At 63.6% G+C, this 23,369-nt stretch carries 21 protein-coding genes; 7 read left to right on the top strand and 14 right to left on the bottom strand.

Going from position 1 to position 23,369, the window contains the following annotated elements; genetic code table 11:
• Window positions 1–14: 14 nt before the first annotated feature.
• The 7 genes from xerD to ACYQ3M_RS05470 form a co-directional block, all read right to left on the bottom strand.
• Window positions 15–893 (bottom strand): site-specific tyrosine recombinase XerD, encoded by an 879-nt coding sequence (gene xerD / locus ACYQ3M_RS05500; RefSeq protein ID WP_460035058.1) that lies wholly within the window; start codon window positions 891–893, stop codon window positions 15–17.
• On the bottom strand, window positions 878–1,321 hold the full coding sequence (locus tag ACYQ3M_RS05495) for a methylated-DNA--[protein]-cysteine S-methyltransferase (RefSeq protein ID WP_460035057.1): 444 nt from the start codon (window positions 1,319–1,321) through the stop codon (window positions 878–880). Before ACYQ3M_RS05495 ends, xerD begins: the two co-directional genes overlap by 16 nt.
• A gap of 56 nt (window positions 1,322–1,377) precedes the next feature.
• A complete protein-coding gene (gene rplS / locus ACYQ3M_RS05490) occupies window positions 1,378–1,731 on the bottom strand; it encodes a 50S ribosomal protein L19 (RefSeq protein ID WP_460035056.1) in 354 nt (117 codons plus the stop codon).
• A complete protein-coding gene (trmD, locus tag ACYQ3M_RS05485; RefSeq protein WP_460035055.1) occupies window positions 1,715–2,473 on the bottom strand; it encodes a tRNA (guanosine(37)-N1)-methyltransferase TrmD in 759 nt (252 codons plus the stop codon). Before trmD ends, rplS begins: the two co-directional genes overlap by 17 nt.
• Window positions 2,473–2,973: a ribosome maturation factor RimM gene (gene rimM, locus ACYQ3M_RS05480; RefSeq protein WP_460035054.1), complete on the bottom strand. Its 501-nt coding sequence runs from the start codon at window positions 2,971–2,973 to the stop codon at window positions 2,473–2,475. The genes trmD and rimM overlap by 1 nt, the downstream gene beginning before the upstream one ends.
• A 6-nt stretch (window positions 2,974–2,979) precedes the next feature.
• Window positions 2,980–3,243, bottom strand: a complete 264-nt coding sequence (gene rpsP, locus ACYQ3M_RS05475) for a 30S ribosomal protein S16 (RefSeq protein ID WP_460035053.1) — start codon at window positions 3,241–3,243, stop codon at window positions 2,980–2,982.
• 77 nt (window positions 3,244–3,320) lie between these two features.
• Window positions 3,321–6,986 carry an FAD-dependent oxidoreductase gene (locus ACYQ3M_RS05470; protein ID WP_460035052.1) on the bottom strand — a complete coding sequence of 1,222 codons (3,666 nt, stop codon included), beginning with the start codon at window positions 6,984–6,986 and terminating at the stop codon, window positions 3,321–3,323.
• A gap of 81 nt (window positions 6,987–7,067) precedes the next feature.
• On the opposite strand from ACYQ3M_RS05470, the gene ACYQ3M_RS05465 reads away from it, so the two are divergent.
• From ACYQ3M_RS05465 to ACYQ3M_RS05455, 3 genes are all read left to right on the top strand, one after another.
• Entirely contained in the window at window positions 7,068–7,238 is a 171-nt protein-coding gene (locus ACYQ3M_RS05465; protein ID WP_460035051.1) for a DUF29 family protein, read from the top strand.
• A gap of 167 nt (window positions 7,239–7,405) precedes the next feature.
• On the top strand, window positions 7,406–7,837 hold the full coding sequence (locus ACYQ3M_RS05460) for a pilin (RefSeq protein ID WP_460035050.1): 432 nt from the start codon (window positions 7,406–7,408) through the stop codon (window positions 7,835–7,837).
• A 2-nt stretch (window positions 7,838–7,839) separates the two neighbouring features.
• Window positions 7,840–9,780: a hypothetical protein gene (locus ACYQ3M_RS05455; RefSeq protein ID WP_460035049.1), complete on the top strand. Its 1,941-nt coding sequence runs from the start codon at window positions 7,840–7,842 to the stop codon at window positions 9,778–9,780.
• On the opposite strand, the gene ACYQ3M_RS05450 is transcribed toward ACYQ3M_RS05455, so the two are convergent.
• The 4 genes from ACYQ3M_RS05450 to ACYQ3M_RS05435 are packed head-to-tail and all read right to left on the bottom strand — an operon-like array spanning window position 9,759 to window position 13,126.
• Window positions 9,759–10,337: a YqaA family protein gene (locus ACYQ3M_RS05450; RefSeq protein WP_460035048.1), complete on the bottom strand. Its 579-nt coding sequence runs from the start codon at window positions 10,335–10,337 to the stop codon at window positions 9,759–9,761. The genes ACYQ3M_RS05455 and ACYQ3M_RS05450 overlap by 22 nt on opposite strands.
• Window positions 10,338–11,000, bottom strand: a complete 663-nt coding sequence (locus ACYQ3M_RS05445) for a protein-L-isoaspartate(D-aspartate) O-methyltransferase (protein WP_460035047.1) — start codon at window positions 10,998–11,000, stop codon at window positions 10,338–10,340.
• Window positions 11,000–11,749, bottom strand: a complete 750-nt coding sequence (gene surE, locus ACYQ3M_RS05440) for a 5'/3'-nucleotidase SurE (RefSeq protein ID WP_460035046.1) — start codon at window positions 11,747–11,749, stop codon at window positions 11,000–11,002. The genes ACYQ3M_RS05445 and surE overlap by 1 nt, the downstream gene beginning before the upstream one ends.
• Window positions 11,750–11,797: 48 nt before the next feature.
• Window positions 11,798–13,126 carry a deoxyguanosinetriphosphate triphosphohydrolase gene (locus tag ACYQ3M_RS05435; RefSeq protein ID WP_460035045.1) on the bottom strand — a complete coding sequence of 443 codons (1,329 nt, stop codon included), beginning with the start codon at window positions 13,124–13,126 and terminating at the stop codon, window positions 11,798–11,800.
• 87 nt (window positions 13,127–13,213) lie between these two features.
• Here ACYQ3M_RS05435 and icd point away from each other — a divergent pair, with 87 nt between their 5' ends.
• The gene (gene icd, locus ACYQ3M_RS05430) at window positions 13,214–14,479 is read left to right on the top strand and encodes an NADP-dependent isocitrate dehydrogenase (RefSeq protein WP_460035044.1); all 1,266 of its coding nucleotides are present in this window, start codon (window positions 13,214–13,216) and stop codon (window positions 14,477–14,479) included.
• Here icd and ACYQ3M_RS05425 read toward each other — a convergent pair.
• Both ACYQ3M_RS05425 and ACYQ3M_RS05420 read right to left on the bottom strand, forming a co-directional pair.
• Entirely contained in the window at window positions 14,461–14,847 is a 387-nt protein-coding gene (locus ACYQ3M_RS05425; protein ID WP_460035043.1) for a glycine zipper family protein, read from the bottom strand. The two genes, icd and ACYQ3M_RS05425, sit on opposite strands and share 19 nt — an antisense overlap.
• Window positions 14,848–14,888: 41 nt before the next feature.
• Window positions 14,889–15,941, bottom strand: coding sequence for a fatty acid desaturase (locus ACYQ3M_RS05420; protein WP_460035042.1), 1,053 nt, complete (start codon window positions 15,939–15,941; stop codon window positions 14,889–14,891).
• Window positions 15,942–15,992: 51 nt separating this feature from the next.
• On the opposite strand from ACYQ3M_RS05420, the gene ACYQ3M_RS05415 reads away from it, so the two are divergent.
• From ACYQ3M_RS05415 to ACYQ3M_RS05405, 3 genes are all read left to right on the top strand, one after another.
• Window positions 15,993–17,750, top strand: coding sequence for a carbamoyltransferase family protein (locus tag ACYQ3M_RS05415; protein ID WP_460035041.1), 1,758 nt, complete (start codon window positions 15,993–15,995; stop codon window positions 17,748–17,750).
• Window positions 17,722–19,521 carry an iron-containing redox enzyme family protein gene (locus ACYQ3M_RS05410; protein ID WP_460035040.1) on the top strand — a complete coding sequence of 600 codons (1,800 nt, stop codon included), beginning with the start codon at window positions 17,722–17,724 and terminating at the stop codon, window positions 19,519–19,521. The genes ACYQ3M_RS05415 and ACYQ3M_RS05410 overlap by 29 nt, the downstream gene beginning before the upstream one ends.
• 64 nt (window positions 19,522–19,585) lie before the next feature.
• Window positions 19,586–22,435, top strand: a complete 2,850-nt coding sequence (locus ACYQ3M_RS05405; protein ID WP_460035039.1) for a bifunctional diguanylate cyclase/phosphodiesterase — start codon at window positions 19,586–19,588, stop codon at window positions 22,433–22,435.
• Here the strand turns inward: ACYQ3M_RS05405 and ACYQ3M_RS05400 are convergent.
• Window positions 22,333–23,340 carry a glycosyltransferase family 4 protein gene (locus tag ACYQ3M_RS05400; RefSeq protein ID WP_460035038.1) on the bottom strand — a complete coding sequence of 336 codons (1,008 nt, stop codon included), beginning with the start codon at window positions 23,338–23,340 and terminating at the stop codon, window positions 22,333–22,335. The two genes, ACYQ3M_RS05405 and ACYQ3M_RS05400, sit on opposite strands and share 103 nt — an antisense overlap.
• Between the last annotated feature and the right edge of the window lie 29 nt (window positions 23,341–23,369).

Raw genomic sequence — 23,369 nt, 5'->3', positions numbered from 1 at the left:
AACTTTATTCTAGGCTAGCCGCGCGGATGAAAGCGCGCGTGCAGCTCTTTAAGCCGGGCTTGGGCGACGTGGGTGTAAATCTGCGTCGTAGAGAGGCGGCTGTGGCCTAAAAGCATCTGCACTGCGCGCAAGTTGGCGCCGTGGTCGAGCAAATGAGTGGCGAATGCGTGGCGCAAAGTATGCGGCGAGATGGGTTTTTCTATCCCTGCCTGGCGCGCGTAGCGTTTGAGCCGATGCCAAAACGCCTGGCGGGTAAGGGGAGCGGCGCGCTGGGTGACAAATAGGAACGCCGACTGCCGAGCGCCCAGCAGCACGGGCCGGGATTTTTCAAGATACTCCTCCAGCCATATTTTCGCCTCCTCGCCTAACGGCACCAGCCGCTCCTTGCCGCCTTTGCCGAAGATGCGGGCCACACCCAGCCTGCGGTCCAATTGCTCGCCCTTAAGCCCCACCAATTCCGAGACCCGCACGCCGGTGGCGTACAGCACCTCGATCATACAGCGGTCCCGAAGCCCCAAAGGCCGGCTGGGATCGGGCGCCTTGAGCAGGGCCTCGACCTCCGCTTCGCTCAAGGTGTCCGGCAGGCTGCGGCCAAGATACGGCGAGGCGATCCCCGCGCAAGGGTCGCCCGCGCTCAAGCCTTCGCGCACCAGGTAGCGATAAAACTTGCGCAGAGAAGACAGAAGGCGGGCGCTGGAGCGGGCGCTGACTCCGGCGCGGAAACGGTGCGCTAGATAGCGCGTGACGTCTGCTGCGCTCGCTTCGCTTAAGGGCTTTTTGAGCCAGGCGGCAAACAGCCGCAAATCGGAACCATAGGCTTGCAGCGTATTTTGGCTCAAGCCCTCTTCCAGCCACAGGGCGTCGAGGAAGCGATCGATTAACGGCTCATCCATCCTTCGTGGCGCAGCAACCACCGCTTGATTTCCACCGCCTCGCCTAAAGATCGGCCGCAATAGCCGCCCAAGCCCGATTTGGCCACGACGCGATGGCAAGGCACGAGGATGGGGTAAGGGTTGGCGCGACAGGCGGCGGCCACCGCCCGCGGGTAAGTCCCAAGCTGCCGCGCCAGCTCGCCGTAGGTGCGCGCCTCGCCGGGCGGAATGGCGAGCAAGGCTTGCCAGACGCGGCGGCAAAAAGCGCTTCCCTTGGCGGCCAAGACGCACTCAAACGGGGTGGCCGGATCGCGAAAATAGGCCTTTAGCTGCGCTTTAACCGCAGCCAGCTCTCCGTCTTCCTCTTGCTCCGTCCCGGTCCGCCAGGACAGATCGGTGAGGATTTCCCCTTGCGCTTTAAGCTCCAAAATCCCGCACGGGGTGCGCATTATCCCGCGCTTTGAGAGACCTTGGGCGGCGCAAGGCCGCCACCGAATCGCCACCTTTAGATCTTTTCCTTGATCCGCGCCGCCTTGCCGCGCAACTTACGCAGATAATACAGCTTGGCCCGGCGCACTTTGCCGCGCCGCTTGACCGTGATCTCCTGCAGCATCGGGCTATACAGCGGAAACACCCGCTCCACCCCTTCGCCGTGGGAAACCTTGCGCACGGTAAAGGAAGAATTCAAGCCGCGGTTGCGCTTGGCGATCACGACCCCTTCGAAGGCTTGCAGGCGTTCGCGATCGCCCTCTTTGACTTTGGTCTGCACCACCACCGTATCGCCGGGCCAAAAATCCGGGATGGATTTGGCGAATTTGGCGATCTGTTCTTTTTCGATTTCTTCAATGATATTGCCCATGTTGCTGCTCCAATTCACGTTTGAATTCTTCCAACAAGAGTTGCTCTTCCGCATCCAGCGTCCGCCGCGCCAGAAGATCGGGACGCCTGAGCCAGGTTCGGCCCAAAGCCTGTTTTTTACGCCAACGGGCGATCGCGCGATGATCCCCGCTGAGCAAGACCTCCGGCACACGCTGCCCGTCGATCTCGGCCGGCCGAGTATAGTGGGGGTGATCCAACAGGCCATCCGCATAAGAATCCTGCCCCGCCGACTCGGCATCGCCCAAAGCTCCGGGCAACAGCCGCGTCACCGCATCGATCAGCACCAGCGCGGCCAATTCCCCGCCCGAGAGCACGTAATCGCCGATCGACCACTCTTCGTCGATCTCGCGCTCCAGCACGCGCTGGTCTATGCCTTCGTAGCGCCCGGCCACCAGGATCATCCCCGCCGTTGCGGCAAACCGTTGGATCGCGGCTTGATCCAAACGCGCGCCTTGCGGAGATAGGTAAACCACTGGCGTCCGCCCCCCGGCGTCCGCCTTGGCGGCCCGGATCGCGTCTCTGAGCGGCTGGACTTTGAGCACCATCCCCGGCCCCCCGCCGTAGGGGCGGTCGTCCACCGTGCGGTGGCGGTCGCGGCTAAAATCGCGCGGGTTCCACAGCACCAAACGCATCAGCCCCCGCTTCCGCGCCCGCCCGGTCACCCCGAACCGGCAGGCGTGATCGACCATTTCCGGAAACAGGGTGATCACGTCAAAGCGCATCAGTAATCCGGATCCCAGTCCACCCGCATCACTCCGGCGTCGAGATCCAGTTCCCGGATCACGCGATCGCGCAGCCAGGGAATCAGTATCTCCCGCTCGCTGCCGCGCACGATCAACACGTCGTTGGCGCCGGTCTCCATCAACTCGACCACCCGCCCGAGCGACCGGCCGTTAAGATCAAAAACCTCAAGCCCGATCAGATCGACCCAGTAAAACTCGCCGGGCGGAAGCGGCGGCAATTGGCTGCGGGCGATGCTGATTTTGGCGCCGCGCAAGGCGTGCGCCTGCTCCGGCGTGACGATCCCGGCCAGCGCCGCCACCACCGCCGGCCCGTGCCGGCGTCCGGCGGTGACCGTGACTTCCCAGCGCTGGCCGCGATGCTCGAGCTCCCAAGGGGAGTAGCGCAAAATGTTCTCGCGCGGCTCGGTGTAGGAGCGCACCTTCACCCACCCCTGGAGACCGAACACCCCGGAGATCTCGCCGACGGGAACGCGCTTCACGCCCTTTTAGGCCGCTTGCCCCTCGCTGCGCTTGCGCCACTCGCGCAGCAAGCTCTTGACCCGATCCGTCATCTGGGCGCCGCGTCCCAGCCACAGCTCGACCCGCTCCATGTCCAGTTTGAGGCGGGCCTCGCCGTCTTCGGCGAGCGGGTTGAAATAGCCTACCCGCTCGATATGCCGACCGTCGCGCTTGGCGCGGCTGTCGGCCACCACCACGTGATAAAAAGGACGTTTGTTCTTGCCTGTGCGTGCCAACCGAATTTTAACCATAACGTTTCAAGCTCTCGGATTGTTAAAGGCGTCAACTTCTTTAGCCAAACTAAATATTTTATCGATTTTTGCCGATATTAAGAACGGCTTTTCAACTTCCGTTCCAAAAGGTAATCCAGCCACAGATGGGTGAGCTTTTCCTGCACCGTGTTCTGGCGTAGGCGGGCGTGGAGGTGGTCGAAATCCACCCGATCCAGCTCCTGGTCCTGGTTGTAGCACGAATAGACGAAGTATTCGCGCCCCGTCTGCGGGTCCACGTGCCGGCACAAGCATTGGCCGCACACCCCTTTGAGCATGCACTGCATGGGCGAATTGATCGAGCCGATGGCGGTGTGCTGTTTCTTTAGATAAGGCGCAAGGACCCCGAACCGGGCCTCCTTGACCGCACGCATCATTCGGTCGGAGCCGATGACGATCAGATGATCCACGTCGTCGAGGTGGATCGGCGTCGGTCCCAGCGCCCCGCGCGCATAAGCCAGCATCGCCTCGACCAGGTTGCCTTTGAAGCTCTTGTCCTGCGGGCGGGTGGTGGGAATCGGCCGATTGCCGGGCAGGTCGTCGACCGCCCACACCACCACGTCCGCGGCCGCCTCGATTTCCTCGCGCTTGAACACATCGCCGCTGGCGCGGTAGCCGGCAAAGTACAGCACCTGGTTGCCGGCCGCCTTGAGCGCCCTGCCGATGGAAAACAGCACCGCGTTGCCTAAGCCCCCGCCCACCAACAGCACCGTACGGCCGGCAGGGATCTCGGTGGGCGCGCCGGTCACCCCCATCACCACCAGCGGGTCGCCCGGCCGCCATAAGGCGCACAGCTTGGAGGAGCCGCCCATCTCCAGCACGATCAGGGAAACCACCCCGCGCTCTTTGTCCACCCACGCGCCGGTCAGGGCCAGCCCTTCCGCCGCCAGGCGGGTGCCCTCGACGACCGGGGCCCACGCCTCGAAATTCTGGACCCGGTAAAACTGCCCCGGGGCAAAGTGCTTGGCGGCCATGGGCGCCTTGACCACGATCTCGACGATGTTGGGGGTCAAACGCACCACCTCCACGACTTTGGGCAACAGCAACTCGTCCAAGCGCGCGCCAAACTCTTCCCAGGCGTGGTCGCGCGCGGCCTGGTCGGCCGGGTCCAAATTTAAAACCTCGGCCTGGAACAGGCGCACGATGTGGGGGTAGCTGTCCTTGGCCGAGGCCATCGCCCGCACCACGCTGCCGGCGTAGACCGGGTGGTTGTCGCCGTAGAAGGTGATGAACTTGCCGCCCCGCCGATACGAGGTAAACGGCGCCGGGGGGCTGAGCTTGGGGCCAGGGCGGGGGTCTTCGACCGGCTCAAGCTCCGGCAAATCGTTTAACCACTTGGGGACAAACGGCCGATAGTATTTGCCCTGCATGTCGAAGGTGCCGGGGTGCTCTTCTTCGTAAAGGGTATTGGGCGAGGTACCGGCGGCGATCATCAGCGTTCTGCAGGGAACCTCGACGGTCTCCCCGCTCTCTTGCCATCTTCCTTCGACTTGCACCATCTTGGCGAAGCGAACCGCTTTAAGGTGGCCGTATTCGTCGGCGATCGCCTCCACCGGGCTCATCCCCTCGGCCAGAACGATCCCCTCTTCCAGGGCTTTCTGGATTTCCTCGTGGTTTTCGCGGTACGCGGGCGAACTCTTCAGGTCGCGGCGGTAAAACACCGTCACCCCGCCCCAAAGATTCAACAGCGGCAGGAAATCGGGCGCCTCGCCCCGGGCCTTGGCGCGCTCGCGCTCGGCGCGGATGGCGCGGCCGTGGGCTAAGAACTCGTCGAGGATCAACCGCTCTTCTGCATCGTACTGCGACCTGACCTGCGCCTCGCCCAGCTCGGCCGCCAGAGTCTCGTAGCGTTCCAGGATCTTCTCCACCTGCACCGGATAATAGGCCAGAAGCTCGGTGGCGGTGTCGATCGCGGTCAGCCCCCCGCCGATCACCCCCGCCGGCAGCCGCACCTGAAGGTTGGCGAGCGAGGACTTCTTGGCCGCCCCGGACAACTGCAGCGCCATCAGGAAATCGGACGCCTGACGGATGCCGCGAATGAGATTGTTCTTCAAGGGGATGAGGGTGGGCTTGCCGGCCCCCGCGGCGATGGCGATGTGGTCAAAGCCCAAATCCCAGGCCTCGTTGATGGTGAGCGTGCCGCCAAAGCGCACCCCGCCGTAGAGGCGAAAGTTGCGCCGCCGCGCCAGGGTGAGATAGATCACCTTCAAAAAATTCTTGTCCCAACGCGCGGTGATGCCGTATTCGGCCACCCCCCCGAACCCCAGCACCGTGCGCTCGCCCAGGTCTTCGAGCAATTCGCCAAAGTCGCGCACCGGCTCGGGCGGGCACTCCCCGTCCCAAAGCCAGCGCTTGGGGAGCGGCTCGATCTTGAGGCCGTCGATCCCCACCACGCCAAAGCCCTCGTTCAACAGATAATGCGCCAGGGTGTAGCCAGAAGGCCCCAGGCCCACCACCAGCACGTTCTTGCCGTTGTACGGCAAAGCGTGCGGCCGTTTGACGTTGAGCGGGTTCCAGCGCGTGAGCAGACTGTAGATCTCAAACCCGTAAGGCAACTCCAACACCTGCCGCAGGACGTGGGTCTCGACCAAAGGAATATCGACCGGCTCGGTCTTTTGAAAGATGCAGCCCTTCATGCACTCGTTGCAAATCCTGTGGCCGGTGCCGGGAACCATGGGGTTGTCGATCAGGATCAAGGCCAGGGCGCCCAGGTCGTCGCCCCGGCGTTTTAGGGTGTGCATCTCCGAGATCTTTTCTCCCAGCGGGCAGCCGATCACGGGGTGGCCAAACGGGCCGATCTTGAACTTGCCGGTCTTTTTCTCCCGCATCCCCTTGGCGCACGAGTCGGTGTCGCGCTCGTGGCAATAGATGCAGCGATCGACCTCGTACAGCGCCGGCCGCAGCTTAAGATAGCGATCGTCGGTCAAGGAGAACCCCACCCGCTTTCGCCGCTGCCCCGCTGGGGCGGCCCAGGCCGACACCTCGAAGCGCTCCACCAGCGCGTGCTCGACCAGGTGGTGAACGTCGGTGCGCCTAGGGAATTTAAACGCCACCCAGCCGGCGACTTCAGGCTGAAACTCCGGATGCCAGGCCGCCGCCGCGGTCCAGCGCAGCACGCACTCGTACAGCGCCGCCGCAAGTTCGGCCGGGGAAAGCGCAAGCTCCCTGGCCAAGCTGCGCCTCGCTTCCGGGTGGGCGGCCAGCCTCTGCTTGAGCTCGGCCAACGCCAACGCTTCGGGCTCGGCCGCCAGCTCTTTCAGCCGGACCGCGAGCGCCGCCACCGTTCGTTCCCGGTCCTCCCCTTCCCCCCAGGCGGCAACGAGCGCGGCAAAGCGCGCGCGGAGTGAATCCAAATCCCAGCCGGCAAGCTCTTCCTTGGCAAAGCGCCGGGTCGCTTCTGCGACGATCTCGCTCCTAAAGCGCAGCACCGTTTCCCATTCCTCTTCGACCCGGCGCCTTCGGGCCGCGCACGCCTCCTCCACGCCAAACAGCCTGGCCACAAACGCCCCCACGTAAGGCGCCATCCGCACCAGCAGGTCGGAGACCGCCTGCGGCGCCATCCCCTCCCCTTGGCTACGGCGGTAGGCTAAAAACTCTTCGCGCAAGCCCAGGTCGCGCTCGCCGACAAAGCGCTCAAACGCCGAAAGCAACACTTCAAGCCGCCTTGGATCGTACAAATCGGGGTAAGAAAAACCTGGGATGCCCAGGGTTAAGGTCTGGCGCATGGTCGCTTGGGTCAGTTCAAAAAGCTGATTATTATAGCCCAAGTTCCAAAATCATGACGCGGGCGATAAACACCGATCTTTATGAATCCGATTTCTACACCTGGACCCAAAGGCAAGCCAAGTTGTTGCGCGGCTTACTCGAAGGCGAGGCTGCTTGCGGCCGAAGAGACCGGCTTGGAGGAGGCGAGGTTTCCGCCCCAACCGCCCTTTACCGCAGCGCAAGCACTGGCTGCGGACTACTGGCCAAGCTAGACTGACCAAATCCGTCACCTTCTGCCTGAAAAGGGCAAGCCAAGCGGCGCCCCAAGCCGCGTTTTGCGATCCAAGTCTTTGATCTTGCAGAACCCAAAAACTTGGCAAGGGTTTTGCTTAACTTTAAGCGCAAGCTGTATTAACTTTCAACCCAAAGGAGAAACCCCATGAAAAGACAACAAGGCTTTACCCTCATCGAACTGATGATCGTCGTGGCGATCGTCGGCATTCTGGCGGCGATCGCGGTGCCGGCGTACCAAGACTACATGACGCGCTCCAAGCTCTCCGAGGTCATCCTCCGCCTAGACGAAGTCAAGACCGCGGTCTCGGACTATTATTCTTATCACCAAGCCTTTGGATCAGCCACCTCGGTCGGTTTCGACACCGGCGCTACCGGCAAATATGTAAGCGGCGTAGCCTGCGGCTCGACATGTGGACTCATTACCGCCACCACGAAGGGATCGGGATCGGATCTTCCCAGTGCCGCCCAGGGCAAAACGATTCAGCTCTCGGCGGTTTCGACGGCGAGCGGCGTGGTGGTGTGGAAATGCAAAGCAGGCACCATGCCTGCCAAATACCTCCCCGGCAGCTGCAAGTAAGCGTGGAGAGGCTGTCAGTCCAACGACCCCGGCGCTTGCCGGGGTTTTTGCTTTGGTTCGCGCTTTTGGCCACGGCCTGGGTCTACGCGCCGGGGCTTTCCGGGGGGTTTTATTTCGACGATTTCGTGCATATTGTGGAGAACCCTTTCGTCAAGCTCGAGCGCCTTAGCCTGGACGGGCTGCGGCAGGCGGCCAACTCTTCCTTGGCCGGCCCCACCGGGCGGCCCATCGCCCTGGTCAGCTTCGCTCTGGATCACCTCGCCCACGGCGGAAATCCCGCCTACATGAAGGCGGTCAACGTGGCCTTGCACCTTGGCTGCGGCCTGGGGATCTACGCCTTGCTTTGGCGCCTTTTGCCGTTTTTAGGAATGGAAAAAGCGCAAGGGAGGCTGTGGGCGGCGGGGGCGGCGGCGCTTTGGCTGCTGCATCCCTTGCACGTCTCGGCGGTGCTCTACACGGTCCAGCGCATGACCTTGCTTGCGGCGTTTTTCATGCTGCTTGGGCTTGTGGGCTATGTGCGCTTTAGACGGCAAAACCGCTTGGGCCTGGCGCTGCTGAGCTTGGCTTTGGGCGCCGCGCTGGCGACTTTGAGCAAGGAAAACGGCCTGCTCGCTCCGGTTTATGCCGCGTTGATCGAGCTGGGAGCGCTGCGCTTTAGGGGACTGTCGCCAGGGCAAACGCGGGCGCTCAAGGCGCTGTTTTACAGCGGGGCGGCGGTGGTGGGGCTGTTTGCCTTGGGGTACTTGGCTTGGCATCCGGATTGGTTCACCCGCGCCTACGCCGGGCGCGATTTCAACGCGATCGAGCGCTTGCTCACCGAAGCGCGGGCGCTGGCGTTTTACCAGCGGTTGATCGTCCTTCCCGATCTGAGCGCCATGGGGCTGTACCACGACGATTACCCGCTTTCCCGCTCCTTGTGGGAGCCGCCTGCCACCGCCTTGGCGCTTTTGTGGCACGTTGGCTTGCTGGTGGGCGCCTGGCGGCTGCGGCGCGCCCTGCCCTTGCTGAGCTTTGGGATCGCCTGGTTTTACGCCAGCCACCTGCTCGAATCGACCGTCTGGCCGCTGGAGCTGGTGTTTGAACACCGCAACTATTTGGCGGTCCTGGGGCCGGTCTTGGCGCTTTTGGGCGGCTTGCAGTGGCTAAAAAGTCGGCTTGGCGAGGCGCGCCGCTTTGCGCCTCGGCCCGCCTGGATTGGGCTGGGGATTGCGGTTTTGTGGGGCGGGGCGACCTGGGTGCGCGCCGCCGACTGGGGGGATTTTTTTGGCCACGCATTGATGGAAGCCGAGCGCCACCCCAACTCCGCCCGCAGCCAATTCGAGGCCGGGCAGACCTTGGCGCGCGGCCTCTTTCGCCATCCAGAGCACGCCCGTCCGCTTTTGCCGCGGGCGATGGACTATTATTGGGCCGCGGTGCGCCTCGATTCCCACGGCATTGCACCGTTAGTTAGCCTGCTCTACGTGCAGAAAAACGCGGTAGGCCAAGTTGATCCAAACATCATGCGCGAATTGCTGCACAGGCTCGAACAAGGCAAACCCGATGCGGCCACCAGCATCAATCTGCACGCCCTCATGCGGCAGATTTTGGACGATCGGTCCGGCCTCTTGACGCCCTGGGCCGAGGCTGTTTTTGCCGCCGCCTTAAGCAACGCGCGCCTTGCCCCCCGCGATCGCGCCGAAGTGCTGGTGGGCCAAGCGCTCTATCGCAACGGCCAGGGAGCCAACCCTGAAGAAGTCATTCCCCTCTTGCAAGAGGCTTGCGCGCTGGTGCCGCAGAAACTCGATTACCGTATTTTGCTGGCCGCCGAGCATCTCGACGCCGGCCATCTCGAAACCGCTCGGCAAATCCTGGCCGAAACCGAGGCCAAAGACCGCTACGGCGTGGTGCGCGAGGAGGTGGCGCATCTAAAAGAGCGCCTCACTCACCTTCTCCCCACCCAATAACCCAGCAAAACCAAAACCGCCAGGACCGCCGCCCACCCGACCCGGTTGATATGCCGGTAGATCGCCTGCTCCAGGCGCTCGCCGCCCCAATGGATCAGGCCCGCGACCAAAAAGAACCGCCCGCCTCGGCCCAGGATCGAGGCGATCAAGAACCCAAGCGGATTCATCGCCAAAGCGCCGGCGGCGAGGGTAAAGATTTTGTACGGGATGGGGGAGAAGCCGGCCACCAGCACCGCCCAAAACCCAAACTCGGCAAACCAGCGCTGGGCGGTCAGGTAGGCGTCCCAATACTGCCAAACCTTGAGCCCGGGTTCGATCAAGGAGAAGAAAAAATAACCCAGCGTATAGCCAAACATCCCCCCCAGCACCGAGGCGAGTGTGGTCCAAAAGGCCAGCCCAAAGGCGCGCGCGGGCGCGGCCAGGCTCATCGGCACCAGGAGAAAGTCCGGCGGCAGCGGCGAAAACACCGCCTCTGTGAAACTTAGGCCGAGCAAATACCAAATCGCGTGACGGTGGCGAGCGTATTCCAGCGCCTTGCGGTAGAAGCGCTCAAACATTTAGCCCTTGCCCCCCAGCAAAGGCACAAACTTGACCGGCTCGATGTCTTCGACCGCGTATCCGGCCTCGGTGCAGGTGATGCGCTTTAGGATCTGCCTAGGTCCTTGTTCGACGGGGATGACTAGCACCCCGCCTGGGGCGAGCTGCTTAAGCAAAGGATCGGGGATCTCCCAGGCGGCGGCCGTCACCACGATGACGTCGTAAGGGGCGTATTTGGGCCAGCCTTGGCTGCCGTCGCAGTGCGCATACTTGACGTTGTAGATTTTTAGGTCGTACAGGCGGAACCGGGCTTTTTTCTGCAGCGCCTCGATGCATTCTACGGTATAGACGGTCCCGGCCAGCTGGGCCAGGATCGCGGTCTGATACCCGGAGCCTGTCCCTACCTCCAACACCTTGTCCGGGCGGCGCGGGCCGACCGCCAGCTCGGCCAGCCGGGCGACCGTGTACGGCTGGGACAGAGTCTGGCCAAAGCCAATCGGCAAGGCGGTGTCCTCGTACGCGCGGCTGGCCAAGGCCTCGTCCACGAAGCGATGGCGCGGCACCTTGGCCATGGCCTCCAGCACCTTGGGGTTGAGGATGCCTTGCGCGCGCAGGCGCTCGACCATCCGCGCGCGGGCGCGAGGGGAGGTCATGCCGATGCCGTCTAGGTTCGCGCTCGCCATCAAAGCCCCTCCGGCAGCCAGGCGGCGAGGCTCTCGAGCGCCGCGTAACGGGTCAGGTCAATCTGCAGCGGCGTGACCGAAACGTAGCCGGCGCGAATCGCGTAAAAATCCGTGCCGGGGCCGGCGTCTTGCTCGGGACCGGCCGGCCCCACCCAGTAAACGGGCCGCCCGCGCGGATCGGTGGCTTTGATCACCGGTTCGGCTTTGTGCCGCTGCCCCAGGCGGGTGGACTGAAACCCCCGAATCTCAGAAAGCGGCCGATTGGGGACGTTGACGTTGAGGATGGTGTCGGCGGGCAAAGGGTTTTTTTCCATCTGCTCCAGCAGGCGCAAAGCCACCGCCACCGCGGTGTCGAAATGGCGCGGCTCCTCCCCCGCCAAAGACAAAGCCAGCGCCGGAAATCCCAAGAAACGGCCTTCGGTCGCCGCCGCCACGGTGCCGGAATACAGCACGTCATCGCCCAGGTTGGCGCCGTGGTTGATGCCGGCCAGCACCATATCGGGCTCCTCTTCGAGCAAACCGGTAATGGCCAGATGGACGCAGTCGGTAGGGGTGCCATCGACCCGGTAAAAGCCGTTTTCCATCCGGCTGATCCGAAGCGGCCGGTCCAAGGTCAAGGAATTGCTCGCGCCGCTGCGGTCGCGGTCGGGCGCGACGACCGTCACCCGCGCCTTCGCCTGCAAGGCCTTGGCCAGGCGGATTAAGCCCTCGGCGGTGTAGCCGTCGTCGTTGCTGAGCAGAATATGCATCGTCTTCTTCCGTCGCTTGATCCATTTTACCTAAGTGCGCCGAAGCTATCACGGCAAGGAAATGCCGCGAAGGCGCCGGTAGAGCTCCACCGCATAGGAATCGGTCATCCCGGCCACAAAATCGGTGGCGGCAAGGGCCCGCTGATAGGGAGAAAGGGCTTTGAAGTCGCGCTCGCCGCCGGGCATCAGGCCAAGCAAGGTGCGCGCCCGGGGGCTTAGGCTGCCGGAGGCTTGCTCCTCGATCGCGCCCAAGAAAGCCGCAAGCAGCCCGCCGATCACCTCAAAGCCGCAGACTTTGACGGAAGCCGCCGCCTGACAGTGATACACCTGGCGCTCGGCTACGCTCTTAAACGCGGCAAACGCTTGGGCGTGCTCGATGCAGGCGACCAAAGGCAAATCGAAAGCGCCGCTCATGATGCCGTCGTAGCGGTCCGCGAACACCGCTGCCGTTTCCCGGATCAAGCGGTCGATGGTGCAGGCGCGAAGATAAGCGGCCCGCTGCGCCGGGTCGGCAAAGCCTTCGGCTTTGGTGCGCTGCTTGGGCGACAAAAAAGGCGCGTGCAGCGCTTCCAATTGCTCGAAGGCGACCACCCCGGTCTTGAACCCGTCTTCTACGTCGATCACGTGGTAACAGATGTCGTCGGCGGCCTCCACCAGAAACGCCAACGGGTGACGCACCCAGGCCCGGCCCGGGCCGGGTTTGGGCAAAAGCCCTGTCTCCGCGGCGACCTCCTCAAACCAAGGCGCCTCGCTCTGGAAAAACCCGAACTTGCGCCCGGAGGCGCCTTCGCGCTGCGCTTGCGCCACCACCGACTCGCGCGGGTACTTGGCAAACGCCGCCAGCATCGCGCAGGTCATCTGCATCCCGCCGGGTTGCTCGGGATTTTGCAGGCGGCACAATACCCGCAAACCTTGGGCGTTGCCTTCAAATTCCAAAAGGTCTTGGGCTTGGGCTGCGGTAAGTTGCCCGATTCCGGGCCAGCGGGCAAACCACTCGCGGATCGCGTCCTCGCCGGCGTGGCCAAACGGCGGATTGCCGATGTCGTGCGCCAGGCACGCCGCCGCCGCCAAGGTGCCCAAGTCTTGGGGGATCACCACTCCCTCAAGCTCAGGCTCGCGCCTTAAAATCGCCTCGGCCGCGAGCATCCCCAAGGAGCGCCCGACGCTGGCCACCTCCAGGCTGTGGGTCAGGCGCGTACGCACGTAATCGCTTTTGGCCAAAGGAAAAACTTGGGTCTTGTCCTGCAAGCGCCGAAACGCAGAGGAAAAGATCAGGCGGTCGTAATCGCGCGTAAACTCGGTGCGCGGCGCAAGCGGCGGCGCTGAAGCTGCCGCCTTGCCCAGGCGGCGCGTGGAGAGCAAACGACGCCAATCCATCCTAACCCACCGGGCGGTCTCATCCGCGTTTATCTTATCAGTTTGCGCCGTTTATAATCAGAGAAATTCCCCCTGGAGGGCCAGCCCATGAACTCGATTATCCAAACTCCCCCCGAAGGCGAGAAAATCCGCGTCAACGCCGATTTTACCTTGGAGGTTCCCGCGCGTCCCATCATCCCGTTCATCGAAGGCGACGGCATCGGTCAAGACATCACGCCGGTGATGCGGCGGGTGGTCGATGCGGCGGTGGCCAAAGCTTACGGCGGCGCGCGCAAGATCGCCTGGATGGAGATCTACGCCGGAGAAAAAGCCCACCGTCTCTACGGCGCCTGGCTGCCCGAGGAGACCCTCGCCGCGCTCCGGGAATACAAGGTCGCCATCAAGGGGCCGCTGACCACGCCCGTGGGCGGCGGCATCCGCTCCCTCAACGTGACTTTGCGCCAGGCGTTGGACCTGTACCTGTGCCTGCGCCCGGTGCGCTATTTTGAAGGCGTTCCCAGCCCCGTCAAACACCCCGAACGGGTCGATATGGTGGTGTTTCGGGAAAACTCGGAGGACGTGTACGCCGGCATCGAGTGGCCGCCGGGTTCCAAAGAGGCCGACAAGCTGATCGCGTTCCTCCGGGACGAAATGGGAGTCACCCAGATCCGCTTCCCCGAGCGCTGCGGCCTCGGCGTCAAGCCGATCTCCGAGCAAGGCAGCAAGCGCCTGGTGCGCCGGGCGCTGCGCTATGCGGTCGAGCACGACCGCGCCTCGGTGACTTTAGTGCACAAGGGCAACATCATGAAGTTCACCGAAGGGGCGTTTTGCGCCTTCGGCTACGAAGTCGCGCGCGCGGAGTTTAGCGCCCAGCCCCTAAACGGCGGCCCCTGGCACGCCTTCCAAAATCCTAAAACGGGCCGGACGATCGTGGTCAAGGACGTGATCGCCGACGCCTTCTTCCAGCAGATCCTGCTGCGTCCGGAGGAATACGACGTAATCGCCACCCCCAACCTCAACGGCGATTACCTCTCCGATGCCCTCGCCGCCCAGGTGGGCGGCATCGGCCTGGCCCCGGGCGGCAACCTCGGGGACGAAATCGCGCTGTTTGAGGCCACCCATGGCACTGCCCCCAAGTACGCCGGGCAAGACAAGGTCAACCCCAGCTCCTTGATTTTGTCGGCAGAGATGATGCTGCGTCATATCGGCTGGGGCGAGGCGGCCGATCTCATCCTGCGCGGCATCACGGGCGCCATCCGGGCCAAGACCGTCACCTACGATCTGGCCCGGCAGATGGAAGGCGCCACCGAGGTCAGCTGTTCGGGCTTTGGGCAAGCCATCCTCGCTCACCTGGATCAATCGAGCACGTTATGACCGCGGTTGCGCATGCACTGGATATAGACCCGCTTGTAGCGCTCCTCGGCGCTCAAGCCCTGCCAGGTGCCGGCGCTCATCCCGGCCAGCCCGGCGCCCCAGGCCGCGCCTTTGCCCGGCGCTCCGGTCAAAGCGCCGACCACCGCGCCGGTAGCCGCGCCGACGGCACCGCCGACCAAGCCGCCTTTGACCACTTCCTCCCAAGTGCCGCCTGAGGCTTGCTTGGCGAGCATCTGGCATTCGGCCAAATCCTGCTGGATGCGGTGGGCGTTGGGATCGTTGTAAGGGTCCACGGTGGGCCGCCAGGTGCCGTAGCTGGCGCAACCGCCAAGACCAACGAGAAAAACGAGGGCGATGAGCTTCTGCATGCGTTCTCCTTGTTAAGTGGGTTCAAACTTAAGACCGATCCTTAAGCGCCAGCGTTCATTTTAAAACGCCTAAGTTCCGCTCGCGCCGCCTTTTGGAAAGCGCGGTTGGCATAGGCTACCACGAACATCAAAGCAAAATAACCGTAAGGCAACTCGGGCGCGTTCGGGGAAGGCTCAAGGCGGTAAAACGGCACCTTGGGGCGGCGGTGGTGGTGGGCGTGGCGGGCCAACCCCAACAGCAAATAGGTCGAGCACCAAGCGTCGGTACGCCAGGGAGTGGGGGTCAGCCCCCAGTGCTGGACGTAGTTGATCGCCTCCAGGTTGCGCACTCCCATCAGCGCCTGGAGGACGAACGCCAAAAGCGGCAGCAGCCCAAACCCTAAGCCGATCGCCAAGAGCAAACCCAACTCGGCGATCACCCCCTGCAGCACCCGATGGCGCAGCCAGCGCCAGCTCGGCCGCGATCCCAGGCGGAGCCGCCGGCATTCCAGGCGCCAGGCGTTTTGGAACTGGGCCAAGACGGTGCGCCGCCAAAACTCCCGGTAGCTCTCGCCCAGGCGGGCGGTGGCCGGATCGTTAAGCGAGCCGGCGCGGCGGTGGTGGCCGCGCAGGTGCTCGGTGAAAAAGTGCTCATAACCGCACAAAATCAACACCACCCGCCCGAGCGCGCGCAGGAGCTTGGCGCGGCGGTGGATCAGTTCGTGGGCGGCGACCAGGGCGACGGCGGCGTTGCTGCCGAACAAAAACTTTACCACCACCAGGCAAGCCAACGTGTCGGCCAAAGCCTGCGGCGAATCCAAGCGCCACGTTCGGCTTTGGAGCAAAAGCCCCAAGGTGATTCCGACAAACGCCAGCGCCAAGAGCACCGGCAGCCAGCGAATCGGCTTGGGCGCCTCGGGTACGGCAACCGGAGGCGCTTTAAAGCCTAAATAGTCGCTCACCACCGGCGCCGCCATGGGCAAAAGCCAAAGCAGCGCGTAGCCTCCGTGCTGCGGAGCACTTACCAAAAATCCCCCGCACAGAAGGGGAATCAGCAAGGCGCACGCGTAATACCAGCCGATAAAAGAAGTTTGCCGCCTTAAGGGCTTATCCATGCTCGGGCTGCCATTTAAAATACCCGTAAAAGATTATCACGCTGCTCCTTTATGACAGCCAAAGCCTACATCGGCTTGTGCACCACCTATCACGACCCGGCCATCGCCATCGTGGATGAAGAAGGGTCGGTCGCGTTCGCCGAAGCTACCGAGCGCTGCTTGCAGTTTAAGCGGGGACTGAACTGTCCCCCCGATCCTTTGCCCCATGTCACCGCCTGGCTGAAGCGCTACCTTGACCCTAAAGCCGAATGGGTGATCGCCGCCAACTGGTCTTTGCATCGCCCCTGGTACGAGCACACTAGCCGTTGGCTGGGCTATTTTTCGCCCCCAGGCCTGATCGCTCAGGGCTACCGCGACCGCGCCACCTTTCTGGAGAAGTACAAACTCTTCCACATGCTCGCCTGCCAGAACGCCAGCCTTGCCTTAGGAGGGGTCAACCTGGTGCGCCAGGCGAGCGAACATTTTCCAAACACCCGCTTGAGCTTTAGGCATTTCGATCACCACGACTGCCACGCCGCGCTGGCGTGCTTTTCCAGCCCGTTTGCCGAAGCCGCCTGCCTGATCCTGGACTCTTACGGCGAGCGCGGATCTTTGGCCGCGTATCGCTACCAAGACGGGAAACTGGAGCGCATCCACGTCGGGCGCGGAATCGCAAGCCTGGGGTTTTTCTACATGTGGCTGACCGAGCTGTGCGGTTTTGATTGGCTGGCCGGGGAAGAATGGAAGGTCATGGGCCTGGCCGCCTACGGGCAAGCGGACGCCGCGCTCCTTAAACTACTGCGGCGCATGCTGTGGGTCGAGGGCTTGGACTTGCGCCAAGATCTAAACGCCATCCTGAAAAGCTTGCCCGAATTCGAGGCGCGGCGGCGCAAACCCGGGGAGCCGGCGCTCAAAGTCGCCGATCTGGCGCGGACCGGACAAGAGTTCTTCACCGAGCTGGTCTGCCAACTGGCCGCCAACTTACACGCCCAAGCCCCTAGCCGCAATCTGGTGCTGAGCGGCGGCTGCGCGCTTAACTCTTCGTGCAACGGCAGGCTGCTCCAGCAGACGCCGTTTAAAGCCCTGCACGTTCCTTACGCTCCGGCCGACGACGGCACCGCCTTAGGGGCGGCGCTTTTGGCCTGGCGCCAGGACCACCAGAGACTTCCGCCCACCTGCGCCTCCCCTTACCTGGGCCGCGCCTTGGAGGCGGCGGAGCTTGCGCGCTTGTGCGCTTTCAGCGGGCTTAAATACTACCGCCTCGCCCAAACCCTAGAGCAGACGGTGGCCGCCTATCTGGCCCGCGGCCACGTGGTCGGCTGGGTTCAAGGGCGCGCCGAGTTCGGCCCGCGCGCCCTGGGCAATCGATCGATCCTGGCCGATCCCCGGGACCCGGCGATGAAAGACCGGATCAACGCCCAGGTCAAATTCCGCGAGGAGTTCCGCCCCTTTGCCCCGGCCATCCTGGACGAGTACGGCCCAGAGTACTTCCAGAACTACCAGACCTCCCCCTACATGGAGCGGGCGTTGCGCTTTAGGCCGGAGGCGCAGGCCAAGGTGCCGGCGGTGGTGCACGCGGACGGGACCGGGCGGGTGCAGAGCGTGCGCCGGGAGTGGAACCCGAGGTTTCACCGCCTGCTTTCTGCCTTTCACCGCCAGACCGGGGTGCCGGTGCTGCTCAATACCAGCTTTAATTTAATGGGCAAACCCATCCTCGATCGCGTCGAGGACGCGGTGGCGACGTTCATGAGCTGCGGCTTGGACCTTCTCGTGCTCGAAGAGTATCTGTTCTTGAAACCCCATGTGGCCGCCCCCGAAGCCCCAAGCTGATACGGAAATCCGCTGGCTGCGCGCGCTTTTGGCCCCCACGGAGGACCCGGGACCACCCGCATGGACCCCACCGACTGGCCCGCTGCGGGAACGCTTTCGGTCTTGGTTTGCCGCCATCGGCCGGCGCGAAGGGTGCTGGCTGGAAGGGGCGGTGACGCCGGCCAACGCCCATACCTCGACGGGAGCGGCACTGCTGCGCTTGCAAGCGGCTCTGGAGACCGCGGTAGCCCAAAGGCGCCTTGCCTTTGCGGGATGCCCGGCTCCCGTCCCCGAGCCCTTGCGCGCTGACCTGGCCTGGCTGACTGCCCTGGCGCGCTGGGGGGAGGCGTTCTTGCCGGAGATTTTGGGGATCACCCTGGCCCACGTCCGGCTCGCCGGCGGCTTGTTTTCCTTCGTCCCGATCGAACGGGACGCTTTGCAAGCCGTCGAGGAGGCGGTATCGGCGTGCCTGACCGAATCCAACCCCGACCCGGATCGGCTGGCCGCCGGCATCGCTTTTTACCACCGGCGCAGCCGCGCCTGGTTGGCCGCCTGGGAGGCGCTCGCCGCCGATCCGCGCCGCCAGGTCCTGGCCCTGCTGCGCGAGAAGGCGCGTTTTGGCCTTGGTTACCACGCCCGCATCGAGCTTGAAGGGCGGCCTTTAGACGACTGGCTGGCGGAATTGCCAAGCGATACCGGCGAGGCGTTCCTGGACGCGCTGCGTAAGGCGCCCTGGCGCGACCGCTTGCTAAAGGCCCTTGCCTTCGGCGGCCCCATGTTTGGCGTATTCGATCGGACCGAACGCGCGCTCCTCGAACGCTGGCTAAGCGGGGAGAAGGCGCGCCCAAACCGGCGCCGCCCGGTTGTCCTTGCCGAACCCCTGCCCCTTCCCCCGGCGGTGGAACAGGAAAGCGCAAGGCGCCTTAACTGCCCCCAGCTCTATCACCGGTTGCTGCACGCGCAACGATTCCCCGCCTGCTTGCCCGCGGCCCGCGCCCTAGCGGCCAAGGTCCTCGCCCGCGCCGAGAGCAAACCGCCGTTTGCCTATACCGAAGAGGCTCTGCGCCGGTGGGTGGAAACGCTCCACGCGCGCGCCAATCGCCTCGAGCCCGCCCCGCCCCGCCCCTGGCTGTCCAAGGCCGCCTGCCGCTTTGGCATCGAACAGCTGGCGCCGGCGATCCTGGTAGATGGAAGCTGGCTGGCCCGGTCGCCGACGCTGGCGCGCCTCCATCCCCCGCTCGGTCGGGCCTTGTGGCGAATCTTCCGCGACGAGGTCGGCGACGGCGACCCCGGTCGCAACCACGCCAACGTTTACCGTAAGCTGCTTGAGCAAGCGGGAATCGAATTGCCGCCGTTTGACTCGGAAGCTTTCATCCACCACCCCGGCTTTATCCCTGGGGCCTTTGACCTGCCGGCGTTTTTGCTCGCTATCGGCCAATTCTCCGAGGATTTTCTGCCGGAACTGTTGGGGCTCAATCTCGCCATCGAACTGAGCGGCCTAGGCCGCACTTATCAACGCTTGATTTTTGCGCTGGAATCTCACGGTTTGGACGCCACCATCGTGCGCCTGCATCAGGCGATCGACAATCTGGCCGCAGGTCATGCCGCTTTGGCCCGCGATGCCATCATCGCCCACCTTGAGACCTTGGCTCTGGGCGGGGAAGAGACGGTGCAGCGGCAATGGCGCCGCATCTTCACCGGCTACCGCGCGTTCGCCGTGGTCACCCGGCGCTTTGCCTTTGCCTTTCTGATCGCCTGGGGCCTTCTTAGGCTCAAAGAATGGCGGTCTTAACCTATATTCAGTAAGACCTAAGCCTCGAGTACGTCTTATAATCCAAGAACACCCTCGAGCACGCATGCAAGAGCCAGCCAACCGCCCGATCCGCCGCTTCGTCAGCCTGCGTTGGAAGGTCTTCTTCCACCTCAGCCTGCTCATCGTGGCCTTGACCGCCACCTTCGGGGTGCTGCACTCCTTTTACCTGCGCCAGCAGCTCGAAGAGCAACTCCATGCGCGCTTTGCCACCATCAAGCAAGAAATGCACGGCCTGCTCACGCGCGCCAGCGACCGCCTGCAGCGGCTGGGCTCGGCGGCGGCGATGTGGGTCTTAGCCACACCCTCCCTTCCGCCCGAGGAGAATCTGGCGCGCTTGGCCGCGCTCAGTTACGAGCTCGACCTGCACCGCATCGAACTGTTTAGCGAGGAAGGTCGACTCGTCTGGCAATGGCCCAAGGAGCAGCCTCCCACGGTCGAGATCGCGCCGCAGGTCGCTTGGGTTCGGGAGCATGAGGCGCCGATCGCGCGGTTGAGCTGCGCGGGAGAATGCTTCCTGCGCGCCCTGGTGCCGATCCTGCCCACCCCCGGGCAAAATACCCGCGTGCTCGGCGTCACTCAATCGCTCGCCGACTTAATCCTCGACTTTCGCGCCATCACCGGCGCCAACACCGAGCTGGGGATTTTTCTCCAAGAGGCGCCGGCAGCGAGCCGGTTAGGCCAGGTCGTGGCGCTTACCAACCGCCCTGCGTTAGAACCCTTGGTCGGCGCCCTGCAAAAGCGCGATTTTGCCCCGGGCCAACTGGAAAACGGCGTCTTCGTCCGCTGGCAACAATCGACCTACGCGATTTACCGCATCCCGCTAGCCGAGCTGATCGAAGCCCCGCCGGGATGGATCGTCTTGTTTTCCGATGTGACCGACGCGGTTGCCAAGATCCGCCAAGCGACCTTGATGGTGCTGCTCGAAGCCGGCGCCATCGCCGCGCTTGGAGAACTCCTCCTGCTGCTGTTGATCCGCGCGCCTACGAAGCGCTTGCAGCAGCTGGCGAGCACGCTTCCCCTGCTCGCCCGCGGGAAATATCAAGACGCCCGCGCCGCGTGGAACTCCCGCCAAAACAGCGTGCTTTACGATGAAATCGACGTGCTCGAGGTCACCGCCACCGCCCTCGCGTACCAACTCGAAGATCAGTCTCGGGCCTTGGCCGCAAAAAACCGGGAACTGGCCAACGAGCGCGATTTCATCCGCGGTCTGCTCAACGCCGCCTACGTCCTCATCCTCACCCAGACCCAAGAAGGCATTATCAAAACGGTCAACGAGCACGGCGTGCGGCTGCTCGGTTTTGCCGCCCAAGAACTCTACGAACGCCCCTTTGCCTCGCTGTTTCGCCATGCCAATGCCGCCGAGAGTTTTCTGCAATGGGCAAAGCAACCTGCCGGCGAGGGAGGTTTTCGATTCCAACACGAGGCCGAAATTCGCTGCCGCGACGGCACGCTGCGCCATATCGTCTGGGTGCATACGCGGCTTAGGGAGGCCCACTCCCAGATCGCCGTGCTCTCGGTGGGTCTGGACGTCACCGACCGCGTGCGCGCCGAAGCCCGATTGGCCTGGCTGGCCACCCACGATCCCTTGACCGGGCTGTTCAACCGCCATCGCTTTCAGGAAGAGCTGGAGCGAACCCTGGCGGAACTGGCGCGCAGTCAAAGAAGCGCCGCCTTGGTGCTGTTTGACCTAGATCACTTCAAGGACATCAACGATTCGAGCGGGCACGCCGCCGGCGACGCCTTGCTCAAGCGACTCGCGCAGGTCCTCAAAGAGCGGACGCGGAGCTCGGACACGGTCGCGCGCCTTGGCGGCGATGAATTCGCGGTGTTGATGGTCGACACCAACGCCTCGGGGGCGGCAACCTTTGCCCGGGAATTAAACGCGCGCCTGCTCGAGACCCCGTTTCACTACGCCGGCCGAACCTATAGGATCTCCGCCAGCATCGGGATCGCCATGATCCCGGAACACGGCGACAACCTCGAAGATCTGTTAGCCAACGCCGATCTCGCCATGTACCAAGCCAAACAAGAAGGCCGCGGGAGATTTCACGTCTTTTCTTTTGCCGATCGGGCGAAAGAGGAAGCGGGAAAACGCATCTATTGGAAGGAAGTCCTCAGTCAAGCGTTAAAACACAGGCAGTTTGTGTTTCATTACCAGCCCATTGCCGACGCCAAAAGCGGCGCGGTTGCTTACTACGAAGCCTTGCTGCGCCTCAAGCAGGACGATGGGACCTTGATCCTGCCCGGATCCTTCATCGACGCCGCCCAGCGCTCCGGGCTGATGCCGGCGATCGACCGCTTTGTCATCGAAGAAGCGATTCGAGTGCTCAAAGAGAACACCCATTTTAAGCCGATCCTGTCGATCAACCTCTCCGCCAACGCCCTAACCGACACGCAGTGGCTGGAGCGGTTGCAGGCTGAGGTGCAATCCGGGCAATTGGCGCCTTGGCAACTGCTGCTCGAGGTGACGGAAACCGCGGCGGTCACCGACGTCGCCGCCGCCCGCAAGATCATCGAGGCGATGGCCAAGCTCGGTTTTCGCTTCGCCATCGACGATTTCGGCGCCGGGTTTGCCTCCTTCCATTATCTCAAGCAGCTTCCGTTCGCCTACGTCAAGATCGACAAGTCGTTCATCAGCAAACTGGCCCAAGACCCGCGCGACCGCGCTTTCGTCAAGGCGATCACGACCTTGGCCCACGGTTACGGGCAAAAGGTGGTCGCCGAGGGCGTGGAAGACGAGGCGACCTGGCAGATTTTGCGCGAGCTTCAGGTGAATTACGTGCAAGGCTTTTATGTCGGTCGTCCTTGCCCGAGCCTGGAAAGCTTAAGGCAGATGCCCCAAAAGCGCTCGAACGCCTGGGCAGAATCCGGCGGCGGCGGCAACCCAAGGTAGCCTTGCTGCCAAACCCGCTTCGGTTTAGGGGCGCTCAAGCAGCGCGCCAAGGCTTTGGCAAACCCGCTTAAATCGCCTGGCTCAAGCAGCCAACCGGTGCGCCCTGGGATCACCCAGCGCTCTGCCGCTCCCACCCGGCTGCTGATCGCCGGCACCCGCCGCGCCGCCGCCTCGGCAAGCGCCATGCCGAAGCTCTCAAAGCGGCTGGGAAACAAAAACCAGTCGGCGGCATCCAGCAACCGGATCAGGCGCGCCGCCGCAAGCGCGCCGTGATGGATCACCCGCCCCCCAAGCCCGAGCGCGCGGATCTTGCGCCGCAGCTTGAGGGCGTGTTCCGGATCCACGGCGCCCGAACCCACCCAATGCCAGCGCCAGGGATAGCGGCGCAGCCCCGCCAACACCTCAAGCAACTCCAAGTGCCCCTTGGCCGGCAACAGGTTCGCCACCGTCACCAACTCCAAGCCGGCGGGCGAAAAGGCCGGGCGCTTCGGCGCCGCGAAAAACGCCTCCTCCACCCCCGGCTCGCACAGCCAGATCCAGCGATCAAAGCGCCAGCGTAAAGCTTCCCCTAACCCAGGGCCGGTGAGCAGCACGTGGGTAAAGCGCGCCAGCACCTGTTCTTCGAGGCGTTCCCAAGCCAAGCGCTGGGCTGTAGAAAGCCCAGGGTCTAGGGAGGGCAAGTAGTGCAGCAACAACACGTGGATCGTCCCTTGCGGCAGGGGTTGCTCGACCAGCGCGGGCAAACCCAGGCTGTCCCAGAACAGCACGTCCGCCGGCGGGGGGCGTTCCCCGGCGCGCCAGGACCAAAGCCGCAGCGGCAACCCCCGGCGCCTTGCCTGCTCGAGCAGGGCGCGGTTGTACCGGCACCCGCCGGAAGGGTGGGGGTAAGGGGGTTGCGCGAGCACGATTCGCATCCAAAGCAGTATAATCGGTT

The sequence above is a fragment of the Methylothermus subterraneus genome, from assembly GCF_054656915.1.
The sequence above is the reverse complement of the archived record's forward strand: the minus strand, read 5'-3'. Positions and strand labels throughout refer to the sequence as shown.

Bases quoted from the DNA above. Each gene is read 5' to 3' on its own strand.
- xerD (WP_460035058.1), bottom strand. From the start codon at position 893: ATGGATGAGCCGTTAATCGATCGCTTCCTCGACGCCCTGTGGCTGGAA.
- ACYQ3M_RS05495 (WP_460035057.1), bottom strand. From the start codon at position 1,321: ATGCGCACCCCGTGCGGGATTTTGGAGCTTAAAGCGCAAGGGGAAATC.
- rplS (WP_460035056.1), bottom strand. From the start codon at position 1,731: ATGGGCAATATCATTGAAGAAATCGAAAAAGAACAGATCGCCAAATTC.
- trmD (WP_460035055.1), bottom strand. From the start codon at position 2,473: ATGCGCTTTGACGTGATCACCCTGTTTCCGGAAATGGTCGATCACGCC.
- rpsP (WP_460035053.1), bottom strand. From the start codon at position 3,243: ATGGTTAAAATTCGGTTGGCACGCACAGGCAAGAACAAACGTCCTTTT.
- ACYQ3M_RS05470 (WP_460035052.1), bottom strand. From the start codon at position 6,986: ATGCGCCAGACCTTAACCCTGGGCATCCCAGGTTTTTCTTACCCCGAT.
- ACYQ3M_RS05465 (WP_460035051.1), top strand. From the start codon at position 7,068: ATGAATCCGATTTCTACACCTGGACCCAAAGGCAAGCCAAGTTGTTGC.
- ACYQ3M_RS05460 (WP_460035050.1), top strand. From the start codon at position 7,406: ATGAAAAGACAACAAGGCTTTACCCTCATCGAACTGATGATCGTCGTG.
- ACYQ3M_RS05450 (WP_460035048.1), bottom strand. From the start codon at position 10,337: ATGTTTGAGCGCTTCTACCGCAAGGCGCTGGAATACGCTCGCCACCGT.
- ACYQ3M_RS05445 (WP_460035047.1), bottom strand. From the start codon at position 11,000: ATGGCGAGCGCGAACCTAGACGGCATCGGCATGACCTCCCCTCGCGCC.
- surE (WP_460035046.1), bottom strand. From the start codon at position 11,749: ATGCATATTCTGCTCAGCAACGACGACGGCTACACCGCCGAGGGCTTA.
- ACYQ3M_RS05435 (WP_460035045.1), bottom strand. From the start codon at position 13,126: ATGGATTGGCGTCGTTTGCTCTCCACGCGCCGCCTGGGCAAGGCGGCA.
- icd (WP_460035044.1), top strand. From the start codon at position 13,214: ATGAACTCGATTATCCAAACTCCCCCCGAAGGCGAGAAAATCCGCGTC.
- ACYQ3M_RS05425 (WP_460035043.1), bottom strand. From the start codon at position 14,847: ATGCAGAAGCTCATCGCCCTCGTTTTTCTCGTTGGTCTTGGCGGTTGC.
- ACYQ3M_RS05420 (WP_460035042.1), bottom strand. From the start codon at position 15,941: ATGGATAAGCCCTTAAGGCGGCAAACTTCTTTTATCGGCTGGTATTAC.
- ACYQ3M_RS05415 (WP_460035041.1), top strand. From the start codon at position 15,993: ATGACAGCCAAAGCCTACATCGGCTTGTGCACCACCTATCACGACCCG.
- ACYQ3M_RS05410 (WP_460035040.1), top strand. From the start codon at position 17,722: ATGTGGCCGCCCCCGAAGCCCCAAGCTGATACGGAAATCCGCTGGCTG.
- ACYQ3M_RS05405 (WP_460035039.1), top strand. From the start codon at position 19,586: ATGCAAGAGCCAGCCAACCGCCCGATCCGCCGCTTCGTCAGCCTGCGT.